The sequence below is a fragment of the Bacillus sp. T17B1 genome, assembly GCF_026796395.1.
In the GTDB taxonomy this organism is placed as follows: domain Bacteria; phylum Bacillota; class Bacilli; order Bacillales; family Bacillaceae; genus Bacillus; species Bacillus spizizenii_A.
This window is the reverse complement of the sequence record NZ_JALAYA010000001.1, coordinates 95872-113351: the sequence shown is the minus strand read 5'-3', so window position 1 is coordinate 113351 and position 17480 is coordinate 95872. Positions and strand designations below refer to the sequence as shown.

Here is a 17480-nt window from a genome sequence, read left to right as displayed (position 1 = left end):
GCAAGCTTTTTCTATGAGCGTTTTTTATCAGCAAGGCGCTGCGCTTTCTGCGTATTGGCAAAATGGAGTTTTGTAAAGGTTCTGAGAGCGGATGCCCCTTTTTTGAGGATCAGCTTTGCAGCCGCTTCATCCACGTGCGGGCCGGCCCCTTTCGGAAGTGTCATTCCTGCCTCGCGCGACAGTTTATCCATTTCCATTAAAAACGAATATCTTGCAATGATTGAAGCAGCAGCGACTGACAAGTGAATGCCTTCAGCCTTTGTGCTGAAGTAGGTCCGCTCCCTCACAATGTCTCTGCCCTTTAAATGATTGAAGTAGACGCCTGGCTCAGCGAATTGATCAATCAAAATGGCCTCAGGCTTTACCCCATCCATTTTTCTTAACAAATGGGTGATGGCTTGATTGTGCAGCAAAGCTTTCATTTTCCCTTGGCTCATGCCTTTTTCCTGCATGCTGTTGTACTTTTCATTCTTTAAAACCAACAAGCTGTATGGAATGGTTTTGATCAGGTTTCGGGCAATCTCGATGATTTGCGGATCCTTTAAGTCTTTAGAGTCCTTAACACCTAGTTCCTTCATTAAGGGAAGCATCGTTTTGTCGACGTACGCGCATACAACTGTCATCGGGCCAAAGTAATCTCCGGTTCCAACCTCGTCAGAGCCGATAACAGACATGCTGGCGATATCTGCCGGAGGGGCATAACGGGGGTCAGCCAGCTTTTTGGCCGTTTTCTTCTTTTCCTGCGGCTCTGCTGTTCCCCAGCGCGCGGATTCTGCCGGTGCGTTTTTGCCTTGAAACAGGACCTTGCCGGATTTATATGCTGTAATGGTACAGCCTGGCGGTTTCGCCTGAAAAACGGCTCCCTGCGGAACAGAGGCAGTAAGCGAACCGCTGTATGTCGTTTTCATTTGGTCAATAGCAGACAACGATACTTTTATCACAGAATGGGACACGTAATAATCTCCTTTTTTTACACTATTCGCTGTATATACCAGTGTATCATAACAGCGGGGGGCTCGTCTTTCCATTCATTTAATAAACATGTTATGATAAGAACTAGGATTCTCGCGGAATGGAGGAGAAACGTTGTCTGACGGCAAAAAAACAAAAACAACCGTTGACATTTACGGCCAGCACTTCACGATTGTCGGTGAAGAAAGCAGAGCCCATATGAGGTATGTCGCCGGAATTGTTGATGATAAAATGAGAGAAATCAATGAAAAAAATCCATATCTTGATATAAATAAACTTGCAGTGCTGACAGCGGTAAATGTGGTGCACGATTATGTCAAATTACAAGAGAAATGTGAGAAATTGGAGCGTCAGCTTAAAGAAAAGGATTGAACAACTATGCTAGATATCATCATCTTAATCTTGCTCCTGATGGGGACTTTACTGGGGTTGAAACGCGGTTTCATCCTGCAGTTTATCCGCTTGACGAGCTTTATTTTATCGATCGCCTTTGCGGCTTTATTTTATAAAAATGTGGCGTCGCATTTAAAGTGGATTCCCGCACCAGACTTTTCAGCGGGACAGCCGGCTCTTTCTTTTTTCACGGGAAATTTGGAAGCGGCCTACTATAATGCGATCGCGTTTATCGTTTTATTCATCATCGCTAAAATATTACTGAGAATCATCGGCTCTTTCCTGAGTATTGTCGCCGGCATTCCGGTGATCAAACAAATTAACCAGTTGCTGGGCGCTGTTCTCGGTTTTCTAGAAGTCTATTTATTTACATTTGTGCTGCTGTATGTCGCATCCGTGCTTCCGGTAGATGCTTTGCAGCAAATGATGGGGCAATCGTCTCTCGCAAATGTGATCATTAACCATACACCGTATTTGTCAGGGCTTTTAGAAGAGCTGTGGACACAGTACGGAGCATAAAAACTTCTCTTGTCCGGAGAAGTTTTTTTCGAGTATGATGAAAACATATGTGAACGTCTGGGGGTTATTGTATGCATAAAAAAGACATTATCCGGCTGCTTGAAACCATTGCAGTCTACATGGAACTCAAAGGGGACAACCCGTTTAAAGTATCCGCCTTCCGAAAAGCAGCGGCAGCCCTGGAACAGGACGACCGCAGCTTATCAGAAATCGACGATATGATGTCGCTGTCAGGCATTGGGAAAGGAACGTACAGCGTCATTAAAGAGTATATAGATGAAGGAAAGTCAAGCACGCTCGAATCGCTGCAGAAAGAAGTGCCGGAAGGGCTCGTGCCTTTATTAAAGCTGCCGGGGCTCGGCGGCAAAAAAATCGCAAAGCTGTATAAAGAGCTCGGTGTACATGATGCAGAATCTCTGAAGGAAGCCTGTGAACAGCAAAAGGTACAAGGTCTTGCGGGTTTCGGCAAAAAATCAGAAGAAAAAATATTACAGGCGCTCGGAGAAGCCGGAAAACAGCCTGAACGGTTCCCGATCGGCTACGCCCTCCGGATCGCCCGGGACATTGAAGAGCACCTTTCTCAATTTACGGATATCATCAAATTTTCTCGTGCCGGGAGTCTCCGCAGAGCGCGGGAAACGGTGAAGGATCTGGATTATATCATTGCCACAGATCACCCGGCTGAAGTAAGAGAGCAGCTTCTTGCATTGCCAAACATCAAAAGCGTGATCGCGAGCGGAGATACGAAGGTATCTGTGATCCTTTCCTTTGAATATGAAACAAGCGTCGATTTCCGTCTTGTGACGGAAGAGCAGTTTCCGACAACACTTCATCATTTTACGGGATCAAAGGATCACAATATTAAGATGCGCCAAATCGCGAAAGAACGCGGCGAGCGGATCAGTGAATACGGCGTCGAGACAGTTGAAACCGGAGACATCAAAACATTTCCGAGTGAACGTGAATTTTATGCACACTTCGGCCTGCCGCTGATTCCGCCGGAGCTCCGTGAAAGCGGGCAAGAAGTGGAAACCTACAGCGACAGCATTGAACTCATAGAGCCGGGGCAAATCAAAGGAGATCTCCACATGCACTCAACGTGGAGCGATGGTGCCTTTTCGATTAGAGAGATGGCTGAAGCATGCATGAATAAAGGCTATCAATATATGGCGATTACCGATCACTCGCAATATTTAAAGGTCGCCAACGGGCTGACTGCAGAAAGACTAAAGCAGCAGGCAAAAGAAATTGACGCGCTCAATGCGGAATTCAAGAATTTCCGTATCTTGAAAGGTGTCGAGATGGATATCTTGCCTGATGGCACGCTTGATTATGATGACGACGTGCTGGCGGAAATGGATATCGTCATTGCATCGATTCATTCCAGCTTTAATCAGCCGGAACACGTCATTATGAAACGGCTTGAGACGGCGCTGACCAACAAGCATGTTGACATTATCGCACATCCGACCGGACGCCTGATCGGCAGACGGGCCGGTTACGACATTGATATTGACAAGCTGATTGAGCTTGCGAAGAAAACAAATACGGCGCTTGAACTCAACGCCAACCCTGCGCGTCTCGATCTGCGCACAGAACATTTAATCAAAGCAAACGAACAAGGCGTTACATTGGTGATTAATACTGATGCCCATAATATTGAGATGTTAGACGATATGAAAACCGGCGTTACTGCCGCGCGCAAAGGATGGACGGAAACGAAAAACGTTCTGAATGCCCGATCGCTTGAAGACGTAGAGGCATTTCTGAAGCGCAACGATTAAGTAAGGAGGCTCACACAATCGTGCAGCAAAAAGTATTATCAGCTCTTGAATTTCATAAAGTGAAAGAACAGGTTATTGAGCATGCCGCTTCATCGCTCGGAAAAGAAATGCTTCTCGAGCTTAAGCCTTCTGTTTCTATTGACGAAATTAAAAAACAGCTGGATGAAGTAGACGAAGCTTCTGCCATTATCAGGCTGAGAGGCCAGGCGCCATTTGGCGGCCTTACTGATATCAGAGGAGCGTTAAGACGGGCGGAAATCGGCAGCGTACTCAGTCCCTCAGAATTCACTGAAATCTCAGGCCTGCTTTATGCAGTTAAACAAATGAAACATTTTATCAGCCAAATGGCTGAAGATGGCGTCGACATTCCGCTAATCCATCAGCATGCTGAACAGCTTATCACGCTGTCCGATTTAGAGCGGGACATTAATTCCTGCATCGATGATCACGGAGAAGTGCTTGATCACGCGTCGGAAACATTAAGAGGAATCCGCACACAGCTCAGAACACTTGAATCGAGAATCAGAGACCGGTTAGAGTCAATGCTGCGCTCCTCTTCCGCCTCAAAAATGCTGTCTGATACGATTGTTACGATTCGGAATGACCGCTTTGTGATCCCGGTCAAACAAGAGTACAGATCAAGCTACGGAGGAATTGTGCACGACACTTCTTCCTCAGGCGCGACACTGTTCATAGAACCACAGGCAATTGTAGATATGAACAACTCGCTTCAGCAGGCGAAAGTGAAAGAAAAACAAGAAATTGAGCGCATTTTGCGCGTGCTGACAGAGCAAACGGCTGAACACACAGAAGAGCTCTTTCAAGATTTGCGCGTCCTGCAGACGCTTGACTTTATCTTTGCAAAAGCAAGGTACGCAAAAGCGGTCAAAGCGACAAAACCCGTCATGAACGACAATGGCTTTGTCCGTTTGAAAAAAGCCCGCCATCCATTGCTTCCGCCTGATCAGGTAGTTGCCAATGACATCGAGCTTGGCGGCGATTTTTCTACCATTGTCATTACAGGACCAAACACCGGGGGGAAAACAGTCACCCTTAAAACGTTAGGCCTGTTAACCTTGATGACGCAATCCGGTCTTCATATTCCTGCTGATGAAGGATCAGAGGCCGCGGTATTTGAGCATGTATTCGCTGATATCGGCGATGAACAGTCGATTGAGCAAAGCTTAAGTACGTTCTCATCCCATATGGTGAACATTGTCGGCATTTTAGAACAGGTCAATGAAAACAGCCTAGTGCTCTTCGATGAACTGGGAGCAGGGACAGACCCGCAAGAAGGGGCGGCCCTCGCTATGAGCATCTTGGATGACGTACATCGCACTCATGCAAGAGTGTTGGCCACGACGCATTATCCGGAATTGAAGGCGTACGGCTATAACAGAGAAGGCGTCATGAATGCCAGCGTGGAATTTGACATTGAAACGCTGTCGCCGACCTATAAACTTTTAATTGGTGTGCCGGGACGAAGCAACGCCTTCGAAATCTCAAAACGTCTTGGGCTCCCGAACCATATCATCGGGCAGGCGAAATCAGAAATGACAGCCGAGCATAACGAAGTCGATACGATGATTGCGTCGCTGGAACACAGCAAAAAACGTGCGGAAGAAGAGCTTTCTGAGACAGAATCAATTAGAAAAGAAGCAGAAAAACTGCATAAAGAGCTGCAGCAGCAGATCATCGAGCTCAACAGCAAAAAAGACAAAATGCTCGAGGAGGCTGAACAGCAAGCGGCTGAAAAAGTAAAAGCGGCAATGAAAGAAGCCGAAGACATCATTCATGAATTGCGCTCAATAAAAGAAGAACACAAATCCTTCAAGGATCACGAGCTGATCAACGCGAAGAAACGGTTAGAAGGCGCAGTTCCTACCTTTGAAAAGTCCAAAAAACCGGAAAAAACGAAAACGCAAAAACGTGACTTCAAGCCAGGTGATGAGGTGAAAGTCCTTACCTTCGGGCAAAAAGGAACACTGCTTGAAAAAACCGGCGGCAATGAGTGGAATGTTCAAATCGGCATATTAAAAATGAAAGTAAAAGAAAAAGACCTGGAGTTTATCAAATCAGCTCCGGAACCAAAAAAAGAAAAAATCATTACGGCGGTCAAGGGAAAGAATTATCACGTATCGCTTGAACTTGATCTTCGCGGCGAACGCTATGAAAATGCCCTGAGCCGTGTTGAGAAATACTTGGACGATGCAGTGTTAGCCGGATATCCAAGAGTGTCAATCATCCACGGAAAAGGAACCGGCGCTTTAAGAAAAGGCGTGCAGAATCTTCTGAAAAACCACCGCAGCGTCAAAAGCTCCCGTTTCGGTGAAGCAGGTGAGGGAGGATCAGGCGTTACGGTTGTTGAACTAAAATAAAAGGGAGTATGGCCATGAGTGATTTTTGGGAAAACGAGCTTGTGGAAATCGCGGCGTATTACAGTGTCGCGGTTCTCTGCCTCGTCCTCTTTTTGACTGTGTTTGAGCTGGTGACGGCTTATAAAAACTGGGAAGAGATTCAAAAAGGAAATCTTGCGGTGGCAATGGCGACCGGCGGAAAAATTTTAGGAATCGCAAACGTATTTCAGCATTCCATCTCCCAGCACAATTCTCTGCTGCAGATGATCGGCTGGGGCGTTTACGGATTTGTTATGCTTCTGCTAAGCTACTTTATTTTTGAGTTTTTGACTCCGCGCTTTAAAATTGATAAGGAAATTGAGAATGATAACCGGGCTGTCGGCTTTATTTCATTTGTCATTTCTGTCGGGCTTTCATTTGTGGTGGCAGCCGGTATATAAGGGGACGGAGAATAGATGGAAAAGCTTGCAAAAGTACTGCTCGCCGCGGCGGGAATCTTTTTGTTAATTGGTCTTATATATCTGTTCGTATGATGAGAAAAAGAAAGATTTACCTTTCTTTTTCTTTTTTTTGCCGTCCATCTGCTATAATGATAGGGTGGAACTCTAAAACCGAAAGGGGAGGTTTTATGCAGTCTCAAAAGCCATGGCTTGCCGAGTATCCCGACGATATCCCGCACGAGCTTCCGTTGCCAAACAAAACCCTGCAATCCATCCTGACAGACTCCGCCGCACGATTCCCTGACAAAACCGCAATATCTTTTTATGGAAAAAAACTCACATTTCATGACATTATGACGGATGCTCTTAAACTCGCAGCTTTTTTGCAGGGCAATGGCCTGCAAAAAGGAGACAGAGTGGCTGTCATGCTGCCCAATTGCCCGCAAACAGTGATTTCTTATTATGGCGTTTTGCTTGCCGGTGGCATTGTGGTGCAGACGAATCCGCTTTATACCGAGCACGAGCTTGAATACCAGCTGAGAGATGCTGAGGCAAGCGTGATCATCACCTTAGATTTACTTTTCCCGAAGGCAATAAAAATGAAAACGTTATCAATAGTGGATCAGATATTGATTACCAGCGTAAAAGATTATTTGCCTTTTCCGAAGAATATTCTTTACCCGCTGACGCAAAAACAGAAAGTGCATGTCGATTATGACAAAAAAGCTAACATTCACACATTCGCCTCAAGTATGAAAGAGGAAAAAACTGAGCTCTTGACAATCCCAAAGATCGACCCTGAACATGATATCGCTGTCCTCCAATATACTGGAGGAACAACGGGGGCACCAAAAGGAGTCATGCTCACGCACCAAAACATTTTGGCCAATACAGAAATGTGCTCCGCTTGGATGTACGATGTGAAGGAAGGGGCTGAAAAAGTGCTTGGGATCGTCCCGTTTTTTCACGTCTACGGACTGACGGCAGTGATGAATTATTCGATTAAACTAGGCTTCGAAATGATTCTTCTTCCTAAGTTTGATCCGCTCGAAACGCTCAAAATCATCGACAAACAAAAACCGACGCTCTTTCCTGGCGCACCGACAATTTACATTGGCCTTTTGCATCACCCCGAATTGCAGCATTATGATCTGTCATCCATTAAAAGCTGTCTTAGCGGATCAGCCGCACTCCCTGTGGAGATAAAGCAGAAATTTGAAAAGGTGACTGGCGGAAACCTTGTGGAAGGCTACGGCTTGTCTGAGGCATCCCCAGTGACACATGCCAATTTTATCTGGGGGAAAAACAAGCCAGGCAGTATTGGCTGTCCTTGGCCGAGTACTGACGCAGCGATCTATTCGGAAGAGACGGGTGAGCATGCCGCTCCATATGAGCATGGAGAAATCATTGTAAAAGGTCCGCAAGTCATGAAAGGATATTGGAACAAACCGGAGGAAACTGCCGCTGTATTGAGAGACGGCTGGCTGTTCACCGGAGACATGGGCTACATGGATGAAGAGGGCTTTTTCTATATTGCCGACAGGAAGAAGGATATCATCATCGCCGGCGGCTACAATATTTATCCGCGTGAAGTAGAAGAAGCACTTTATGAACATGAGGCCATCCAGGAAATTGTCGTTACCGGTGTGCCTGATTCCTATAGAGGAGAAACAGTAAAAGCGTTTGTCGTGTTGAAGAAAGGCGCAAAAGCCGATGCAGAAGAACTGGACACTTTTGCGAGATCCCGCCTCGCTCCCTACAAAGTGCCAAAAGCCTACGAGTTCAGAAAAGAGCTGCCGAAAACGGCAGTCGGAAAAATTTTAAGAAGGCGTTTACTTGAAGAAGAAGCCGAAAATCATCATGTCAAATAACAAATGACATAAGAAAAAGAGAATACCTGTGAATAAACTTGACAAAGCCGCAAATCCTTTTTATCATGAAATTATGAATGAATAGTCATTCATTTCTATAGGAAGGAACGATGAACATTGAAGCAAAAACGGCCAAAGTATATGCAGATTATTGATGCAGCAGTAGAAGTTATTGCGGAAAACGGCTACCACCAGTCACAGGTATCCAAGATTGCCAAACAAGCCGGAGTGGCGGACGGCACCATCTACTTGTATTTCAAAAACAAAGAAGACATTTTAATTTCTCTTTTTAAAGAAAAAATGGGTCAATTTATTGAGCGGATGGAAGAGGACATAAAAGAAAAGACAACAGCGAAAGAGAAACTGGCGCTTGTGATTTCAAAGCATTTTTCCCTTTTAGCGGATGATCATAATCTCGCGATTGTCACTCAGCTTGAGCTCCGCCAGTCAAACTTGGAGCTGCGGCAGAAAATCAATGAAATATTAAAAGGCTACTTAAATATTTTGGATAGCATTTTGATGGAAGGCATACAATCAGGCGAATTAAAAGAAGGCCTCGATGTCCGCCTCGCCCGGCAGATGATTTTTGGAACGATTGACGAGACCGTGACAACTTGGGTGATGAATGACCAAAAGTACGATCTCGCTGCCTTGTCAGACAGCGTTTTAGAATTGCTGGTGTCCGGAATTCACAATAAGTAAAGGGGTTCTGTCCTATGAATGCAATTTCACTTGCGGTTGATCAATTTGTGGCATTCTTAACGATTCACAATCCGCCGGCAAATGCGCTTTCCAGCCGGATATTAGAAGAGCTGTCCTCCTGTCTAGATCAATGTGAGACAGATGCAGGCGTGCGAAGCATTATCATTCATGGTGAAGGAAGATTTTTCTCAGCCGGTGCTGATATTAAAGAATTTACATCGCTTAAAGACAATGAGGATTCCTCACTGCTGGCCGAGCGCGGCCAGCAGCTAATGGAAAGAATTGAAGGCTTCCCAAAACCGATTATCGCGGCAATTCACGGTGCTGCTCTTGGAGGCGGGCTGGAGCTTGCGATGGCTTGTCATATCAGAATTGCGGCAGAAGACGCCAAGCTGGGGCTCCCGGAACTTAACCTTGGTATTATACCGGGTTTTGCGGGAACACAGCGTCTTCCGAGATATGTCGGTACAGCGAAAGCACTAGAGCTCATCGGATCAGGAGAACCGCTATCCGGAAAAGAAGCGCTTGATCTCGGACTTGTGTCAATTGGAGCAAAAGATGAAGCAGAAGTGCTTGAAAAAGCAAAGGCACTTGCCGCTAAGTTTGCTGAAAAAAGCCCGCAAACGCTGGCATCCCTGCTTGAGCTTCTTTATTCCAATAAGGTGTATTCCTATGAAGGCAGCTTAAAGCTTGAAGCAAAACGGTTTGGAGAAGCATTTGAGTCAGAGGACGCCAAAGAAGGCATCCAGGCATTTCTCGAAAAAAGAAAGCCTCAGTTCAAAGGCGAATAAAAGGGGATATGATCATGAATCTATTTGTACTGATGAAACGGACGTTTGACACAGAAGAAAAAATCGTCATTGAAGCAGGAAAGATTCAGGACGACGGAGCGGAATGGATCATTAATCCATACGATGAATACGCGATAGAAGAAGCCATCCAGCTGAAGGAAAAGCACGGGGGCACGATCACCGCCGTCACTGTCGGCGGCGAAGAAGCGGAGAAAGAATTGCGCACTGCGCTTGCCATGGGATGTGACCAAGCCGTTTTAATCAACATAGAAGATGATCTCGAGGAGCCCGACCAATATTCCATTTCTCAAGTTTTATACCACTATATGAAGGATCAGGAGTTTGATTTGATTCTCGGCGGAAATGTTGCCATTGACGGAGGTTCCGGACAAGTAGCGCCTCGGCTTGCCGAGCTGCTGGACATTCCGTGCATCACAACAATCACCAAACTCGAAATCAGCGGCACTGATGCAGAAGCAGAAAGGGACGTCGAAGGTGATGTTGAAAAAATCAAAACAACACTTCCATTGCTTGTCACAGCTCAGCAGGGCTTGAATGAACCACGCTATCCATCGCTTCCGGGTATTATGAAGGCCAAGAAAAAACCGCTTGAAGAGCTAGAACTTGATGATCTTGATCTGGACGAAGAGGATGCCGAACCTAAGATGAAAACCATTGAACGTTTTCTGCCGCCGAAAAAAGAAGCCGGGAAGGTTCTCCAAGGTGAGCCTGCCGAACAGGCAAAAGAGCTCGTCTCATTGCTCCGCAGCGAAGCTAAAGTCATTTAAAGCTTGGACATTCAAAGAAACAGGGGGATGTTAGAATGGGAAAAAAAGTGATCGTACTCGGAGAAATTCGCGATGGAGAATTGCGGAATGTCACCTTTGAAGCATTAGCTGCAGGAAAAACAATTTCAGGCGATGGAGAAGTCGTCGGGGTTCTCATCGGAGAAAATGTACAAAGCGTTGCACAAGAGCTTATCCATTACGGAGCTGATAAAGTTCTCACTGCCGAGGATCCGAAGCTGAAAGCATACACGGCAGACGGATACAGCCAGGTCATGAGGGCCATTATTGACCAAGAAAAACCTGATTCAGTCATATGCGGGCACACGGCAATGGGCAAAGACCTTTCACCGAAACTCGCGGCCCGGCTGCAAACAGGCTTAATTTCTGATGCTACAGATGTAAGCGTTACCGGCGAGAATGTCGTGTTCACGCGGCCAATTTACTCGGGGAAAGCATTTGAACGCGTCATTTCAACCGACCCGCTGATTTTTGCAACGATTCGCCCTAATAATATTCAAGCTTCAGAAAAAGACGCCAGCAGGTCAGGGAGTATTGAAAGCATTGATGTTTCTCTTACTGACCTCCGCACCGTAATTCAAGAAGTCATGAAAAAAACCGCGGACGGGGTTGATCTCTCCGAAGCCAAAATTATCGTTGCTGGCGGCCGCGGAGTTAAAAGCAAGGAAGGATTTCAGCCGCTGCAAGAGCTTGCCGAGGTGCTGGGAGCCGCAGTCGGGGCATCTCGCGGGGCGTGTGACGCTGATTATTGCGATTACGCTCTCCAAATCGGGCAGACCGGGAAAGTCGTTACCCCGGATTTGTACATTGCCTGTGGCATTTCCGGGGCCATCCAGCATTTGGCCGGCATGTCAAACAGCAAGGTGATAGTCGCCATCAATAAAGATCCCGAAGCGGATATCTTTAAAATAGCGGATTACGGCATTGTAGGCGATTTATTTGAAGTCGTCCCGTTATTAACGGAGGAATTCAAACAATTAAATATACACTCGTAGAGAAAACCCCGGACTGCTGAAGTTCGGGGTTTTGATATCTTTAAATATATACGTACAAATATAAATTTTATAAAATATTTCGTTGACATGTACGAACATATATAATAAGGTTACTTTAAAAGCGCTTACATTCATGATAACTCCTCAGGCAAAAGACAGAACTCATATTTGACTGTGGTGCTTTTCATATTCGTATGAAAGGAATGATCATGCATGTCTGAACATCAAGCAGTGATCCAAACAGATATTGTAAAAGGAACCATTAACAAAAACATATACGGTCATTTTGCCGAACATTTAGGTAGAGGGATTTATGAGGGAATTTGGGTCGGAACGGACTCGAACATTCCCAACATAAACGGAATACGAAAGGATGTGCTGGAAGCGCTCAAACAGCTGAATATTCCTGTCCTTAGGTGGCCGGGCGGGTGTTTTGCGGACGAATATCATTGGGCAAACGGTGTCGGTGACCGTAAGACGATGCTTAATACGCATTGGGGCGGTACAGTCGAATCAAATGAATTCGGAACGCATGAATTTATGATGCTTTGCGAGCTGCTTGAATGCGAGCCTTATATTTGCGGCAATGTCGGAAGCGGAACGGTTCAGGAAATGGCGGAATGGATCGAGTATATGACGTTTGAAGAAGGCACGCCGATGTCAGACTGGAGAAAACAAAATGGAAGAGAGGAGCCTTGGCGGCTGAAATATTTCGGCGTAGGCAATGAAAACTGGGGCTGCGGCGGCAACATGCATCCTGAATACTACGCAGATCTGTACCGGCGTTTTCAAACCTATGTCCGCAATTACAGCGGAAATGAAATATACAAAATTGCAGGCGGCGCAAATGTGGACGATTTTCATTGGACGGACGTACTCATGAAAAAAGCCGCTGGCCTGATGGACGGATTGAGTCTTCATTATTACACGATTCCGGGTGATTTCTGGAAAGGCAAAGGATCAGCTACAGAATTCACGGAGGATGAATGGTTCATTACGATGAAAAAAGCCAAATACATCGATGAATTGATTCAAAAACACGGCACGATTATGGACCGGTACGATCCGGAGCAGCGGGTCGGGCTGATTATTGATGAATGGGGCACGTGGTTTGATCCTGAGCCAGGCACGAACCCTGGATTCCTGTATCAGCAAAACACCATTCGTGATGCACTGGTGGCGGCTTCTCATTTCCACATTTTCCATCAGCATTGCCGCCGAGTGCAAATGACCAACATCGCCCAAACAGTAAACGTTCTTCAAGCAATGATTTTGACTGAGGGAGAGCAGATGCTTTTGACACCGACGTACCATGTATTTGATATGTTTAAGGTACACCAGGACGCTTCTCTTTTAGACACTGAAACAACGTCTGCTGACTATGAATGGAAGGGCGAAACGCTGCCGCAAATCAGTATTTCAGCCTCGAAACATGCAGAAGGCGATATCAATATCACAATCTGCAACATCGATCACCAAAACAAAGCGGAGGCTGAGATCGAGCTAAGGGGTCTTCACAAGGCAGCGGACCATTCCGGAGTCATTCTGACAGCTGACAAAATGAATGCACATAACACGTTTGAGAATCCTCATCACGTCAAACCGGAATCTTTCAGCCAATACACGCTCAACAAAAACAAACTGAAGGTAAAACTCCCGCCAATGTCAGTCGTCTTACTCACGTTGCGTGCTGATTCTTGATCGAGCGAGAGCGCCGGAGCTTCATGCCGGCGCTCTTTTCATGTTTTAAAACAGCTCCGGCAGGGCATGGTAAAGGTACATGACAGTGAAGAGGAGATGTTATTCTATGCTTCGTACCATTCTAATGATCATTGGGGCGATTGTAGTCATTGGGGCCATTATCAGATTCGTGTTTTAATGAAAAGTGACATAACCCATTCAATCCAGATAAACATGAGTAAAGCGATTGTGATCAGGAAAAAATAATTTGTAAGCATTAAAATAGCGTGAACGAATGGGAGATGCTATACTAAAAATCATCATTTCACAATTGGAGGAATACAATAATGGCTATCGTAAAAGCAACTGATCAATCTTTCTCAGCTGAAACAAGCGAAGGCGTCGTACTGGCTGACTTCTGGGCTCCTTGGTGCGGACCTTGTAAAATGATTGCACCTGTTCTTGAAGAACTAGATCAAGAAATGGGAGACAAACTGAAAATCGTAAAAATCGATGTAGACGAGAACCAAGAAACAGCCGGCAAATACGGCGTTATGAGCATCCCGACACTTCTTGTCTTAAAAGATGGAGAAGTTGTTGAAACATCTGTCGGCTTCAAACCGAAAGAAGCGCTTCAAGAGCTTGTAAACAAACATCTTTAATTTTCGGCTGCCGACATGCCAGAGCGATTCCGATTGAGGGATCGCTTTTTTTATTCACCAATCGTGAAGCATAGAGAAAAACAAACGTTCGTGTTAAACTGGAAACAAAGGAATAAACTTAAGGAAGGGTAATATATGAACAAACAACTGAAAGAAAAACTCGCCCTCCTTCCCGATCAGCCCGGGTGTTATCTCATGAAAGACCGGCAGCAGACTGTGATCTACGTAGGAAAAGCAAAAGTGCTGAAAAACAGAGTGCGCTCCTACTTCACAGGTTCTCATGATGCGAAAACACAAAGGCTTGTGACGGAAATCGAGGATTTTGAATATATCGTGACGTCCTCCAATCTAGAAGCGCTTATTTTAGAAATGAATCTGATCAAAAAGCATGATCCGAAATACAACGTCATGCTGAAAGACGACAAAACCTATCCTTTCATAAAACTCACCCATGAACGCCACCCAAGGCTGATTGTCACCCGCAATGTCAAAAAAGACAAAGGGCGCTATTTCGGGCCGTACCCGAATGTTCAGGCCGCAAGGGAAACAAAAAAACTGCTTGACCGTCTGTACCCTCTCAGAAAATGCTCCAAGCTGCCGGACAGAGTGTGCCTCTACTATCATCTGGGCCAATGTCTCGCTCCGTGCGTAAAGGACATTTCCGAAGAGACGAACAGAGAACTGGTTGAAAGCATTACCCGTTTCTTAAAGGGCGGCTATAATGAGGTCAAAAAAGAGCTTGAAGGGAAAATGCATGAAGCTGCTGAGAATCTAGAGTTTGAACGGGCAAAAGAGCTTCGCGACCAAATCGCCCATATTGAATCAACGATGGAAAAACAAAAAATGACGATGAACGATCTAGTCGACCGTGACGTATTCGCGTACGCATATGATAAGGGCTGGATGTGCGTACAGGTCTTTTTTATCCGCCAAGGAAAGCTCATTGAACGCGATGTCAGCATGTTCCCGCTCTATCAGGAAGCAGATGAAGAGTTTCTAACGTTCATCGGGCAGTTCTATTCAAAAAACAACCACTTCCTTCCAAAGGAAATTTTGGTTCCGGACAGCGTTGATCAATCCATGATCGAGCAGCTGCTCGAAACAAACGTCCACCAGCCAAAAAAAGGCTCGAAAAAAGAACTGCTTATGCTGGCCCATAAAAACGCGAAAATCGCGCTGAAAGAAAAATTCTCCTTAATTGAACGGGACGAGGAGCGCTCAATCGGGGCTGTGCATAAACTCGGTGAGGCACTGAATATTTATACTCCGCACAGAATTGAAGCGTTTGATAACTCAAACATACAGGGGACAAACCCGGTTTCCGCGATGATCGTGTTTATCGACGGCAAGCCGAACAAAAAGGAATACCGCAAATATAAAATCAAAACCGTTACGGGACCGGATGATTACGGCTCAATGAGAGAGGTCGTTAGAAGACGCTATACGAGAGTGCTTCGCGAAAATCTGCCTCTGCCTGATTTGATCATCATTGACGGAGGAAAAGGGCAGATCAACGCTGCAAGGGATGTTATTGAAAATGAACTTGGCTTGGATATCCCGATCGCCGGTTTAGCCAAAGACGAAAAACACAGAACTTCAAATTTATTAATTGGCGATCCGCTGGAGACGGTGTATCTGGAACGGAACAGTCAAGAATTTTACCTCCTGCAGCGCATTCAGGACGAGGTGCACCGTTTTGTAATCAGCTTTCACAGGCAAATCCGCGGAAAAAGCGCGTTTCAATCCGTATTGGACGACATCCCGGGTATCGGAGAGAAAAGAAAGAAAATGCTGTTAAAGCATTTCGGTTCGGTTAAAAAAATGAAGGAAGCAAGCCTTGAGGACATCAAAAAAGCGGGTGTTCCCGCAGCGGTTGCTCAGCTGCTTTACGATAAATTGCAAAAATAATGTTGTCCTTTTAAAAAAGATCTGATAAAATGTGAACTAATTTCATAGTTAGATCGTGTTATATGGTGAAGATAGAGGTGCGAACTTCAAGAGTAAGCCTTTGGAGAAAGATGGATTCTGTGAAAAAGGCTGAAAGGGGAGCGTCGCCGAAGCAAATAAAACCCCATCGGTATTATTTGCTGGCCGTGCATTGAATAAATGTAAGGCTGTCAAGAAATCATTTTCTTGGAGGGCTATCTCGTTGTTCATAATCATTCATGATGATTAAATGTAAGCAATGAGAGAAATTCCTCTCGTTGCTTTTTTTATTGTGGACAAAGCACTCTTTCTCCTCACCCGCACGAACCAAAATGTAAAGGGTGGTCATACATGGGTCTTATTGTACAAAAATTCGGAGGTACTTCCGTCGGCTCAGTCGAAAAAATTCAAAATGCGGCAAACCGCGCGATTTCAGAAAAACAGAAGGGCCATCAAGTCGTTGTTGTCGTTTCAGCTATGGGAAAATCCACTGACGAATTGGTCGGTCTTGCAAAAGCAATTTCTGACCAGCCGAGCAAACGAGAAATGGATATGCTGCTGGCGACGGGCGAGCAGGTCACCATTTCCTTGCTTTCAATGGCGCTGCAGGAAAAAGGCTATGACGCTGTGTCCTATACCGGCTGGCAGGCGGGAATCCGCACGGAAGCCGTTCACGGAAACGCCAGAATCACAGATATTGACACTTCGGTTTTAGCAGACCAGCTTGAGCAAGGAAAAATTGTTATTGTCGCAGGATTCCAAGGCATGACAGAGGATTGCGAAATCACGACATTGGGCCGGGGCGGTTCAGACACAACTGCAGTTGCTTTGGCTGCCGCATTACAAGCGGATAAATGTGATATATACACGGACGTGCCCGGCGTGTTTACTACCGATCCGCGCTATGTGAAATCAGCGAGAAAACTTGCCGGCATCTCATACGATGAAATGCTTGAGCTTGCCAATTTGGGCGCCGGCGTTCTTCATCCGAGAGCCGTTGAATTCGCGAAAAATTACCAAGTGCCTTTAGAAGTGCGTTCAAGTACAGAAACAGAAGCGGGAACATTAATTGAGGAGGAATCATCCATGGAGCAAAATTTAATTGTCAGAGGCATTGCGTTTGAAGATCAAATTACAAGGGTAACCATTTACGGGCTGACTGGCGGCCTGACAACCCTATCTACCATTTTTACAACACTTGCCAAAAGAAACATTAACGTCGATATCATTATCCAAACGCAGGCTGGAGACAATCAGACTGGAATTTCCTTCTCTGTTAAAACAGAAGACGCAGACCAAACCGTTGAGGTGCTTGAAGAGTATAAAGACGCGCTTGAATTCGAGAAAATCGAGACAGAAAGCAAATTGGCCAAAGTATCCATTGTCGGATCCGGCATGGTCTCAAATCCTGGTGTAGCGGCTGAAATGTTTGCTGTACTGGCGGAAAAAAACATATTAATCAAAATGGTCAGCACATCTGAAATCAAAGTTTCAACAGTCGTAAGCGAAAATGACATGGTGAAAGCGGTCGAAGCGCTGCACGATGCATTTGAGCTTTCAAAACATCCTTCAGCTGTGTAAT

General features: G+C 45.6%; 15 protein-coding genes and 1 riboswitch. Of the genes, 14 read left to right on the top strand and 1 reads right to left on the bottom strand.

Annotated features, from left to right (window positions below):
* Positions 1-11: 11 nt before the first annotated feature.
* Entirely contained in the window at positions 12-953 is a 942-nt protein-coding gene (rnhC, locus tag MOF34_RS00560) for a ribonuclease HIII (RefSeq protein WP_268397900.1), read from the bottom strand.
* 133 nt (positions 954-1086) lie between these two features.
* Here rnhC and zapA point away from each other — a divergent pair, with 133 nt between their 5' ends.
* The 14 genes from zapA (at position 1087) to MOF34_RS00490 (ending at position 17479) form a co-directional block, all read left to right on the top strand.
* Positions 1087-1344 (top strand): cell division protein ZapA, encoded by a 258-nt coding sequence (gene zapA, locus MOF34_RS00555; RefSeq protein ID WP_003229534.1) that lies wholly within the window; start codon positions 1087-1089, stop codon positions 1342-1344.
* A 6-nt stretch (positions 1345-1350) separates the two neighbouring features.
* Positions 1351-1884, top strand: coding sequence for a CvpA family protein (locus MOF34_RS00550; protein WP_268397898.1), 534 nt, complete (start codon positions 1351-1353; stop codon positions 1882-1884).
* Positions 1885-1955: 71 nt separating this feature from the next.
* Positions 1956-3668: a DNA polymerase/3'-5' exonuclease PolX gene (polX, locus tag MOF34_RS00545; protein ID WP_019715308.1), complete on the top strand. Its 1713-nt coding sequence runs from the start codon at positions 1956-1958 to the stop codon at positions 3666-3668.
* A gap of 20 nt (positions 3669-3688) precedes the next feature.
* The gene (locus tag MOF34_RS00540; RefSeq protein ID WP_268397896.1) at positions 3689-6046 is read left to right on the top strand and encodes an endonuclease MutS2; all 2358 of its coding nucleotides are present in this window, start codon (positions 3689-3691) and stop codon (positions 6044-6046) included.
* A gap of 14 nt (positions 6047-6060) precedes the next feature.
* On the top strand, positions 6061-6465 hold the full coding sequence (locus tag MOF34_RS00535) for a DUF350 domain-containing protein (RefSeq protein WP_003222485.1): 405 nt from the start codon (positions 6061-6063) through the stop codon (positions 6463-6465).
* Positions 6466-6653: 188 nt separating this feature from the next.
* Entirely contained in the window at positions 6654-8336 is a 1683-nt protein-coding gene (gene lcfA / locus MOF34_RS00530) for a long-chain-fatty-acid--CoA ligase LcfA (protein WP_268397895.1), read from the top strand.
* 117 nt (positions 8337-8453) lie between these two features.
* Positions 8454-9038, top strand: coding sequence for a fatty acid metabolism transcriptional regulator FadR (gene fadR / locus MOF34_RS00525; protein ID WP_003222489.1), 585 nt, complete (start codon positions 8454-8456; stop codon positions 9036-9038).
* A gap of 14 nt (positions 9039-9052) precedes the next feature.
* Positions 9053-9829 carry an enoyl-CoA hydratase gene (locus MOF34_RS00520; protein WP_268397893.1) on the top strand — a complete coding sequence of 259 codons (777 nt, stop codon included), beginning with the start codon at positions 9053-9055 and terminating at the stop codon, positions 9827-9829.
* 14 nt (positions 9830-9843) lie between these two features.
* Positions 9844-10617, top strand: a complete 774-nt coding sequence (gene etfB / locus MOF34_RS00515) for an electron transfer flavoprotein subunit beta (protein ID WP_019715303.1) — start codon at positions 9844-9846, stop codon at positions 10615-10617.
* Between the two features lie 35 nt (positions 10618-10652).
* Positions 10653-11630 carry an electron transfer flavoprotein subunit alpha gene (etfA, locus tag MOF34_RS00510; protein ID WP_268397891.1) on the top strand — a complete coding sequence of 326 codons (978 nt, stop codon included), beginning with the start codon at positions 10653-10655 and terminating at the stop codon, positions 11628-11630.
* A 213-nt stretch (positions 11631-11843) separates the two neighbouring features.
* Positions 11844-13331: an alpha-L-arabinofuranosidase AbfB gene (gene abfB, locus MOF34_RS00505; protein ID WP_019715301.1), complete on the top strand. Its 1488-nt coding sequence runs from the start codon at positions 11844-11846 to the stop codon at positions 13329-13331.
* Between the two features lie 326 nt (positions 13332-13657).
* Entirely contained in the window at positions 13658-13972 is a 315-nt protein-coding gene (trxA, locus tag MOF34_RS00500) for a thioredoxin (RefSeq protein WP_003222500.1), read from the top strand.
* Between the two features lie 135 nt (positions 13973-14107).
* Entirely contained in the window at positions 14108-15880 is a 1773-nt protein-coding gene (gene uvrC / locus MOF34_RS00495) for an excinuclease ABC subunit UvrC (RefSeq protein WP_019715300.1), read from the top strand.
* Between the two features lie 64 nt (positions 15881-15944).
* Positions 15945-16124, top strand: a riboswitch (Lysine riboswitch).
* Between the two features lie 125 nt (positions 16125-16249).
* Entirely contained in the window at positions 16250-17479 is a 1230-nt protein-coding gene (locus tag MOF34_RS00490) for an aspartate kinase (RefSeq protein ID WP_268397889.1), read from the top strand.
* Position 17480 lies beyond the last annotated feature (1 nt).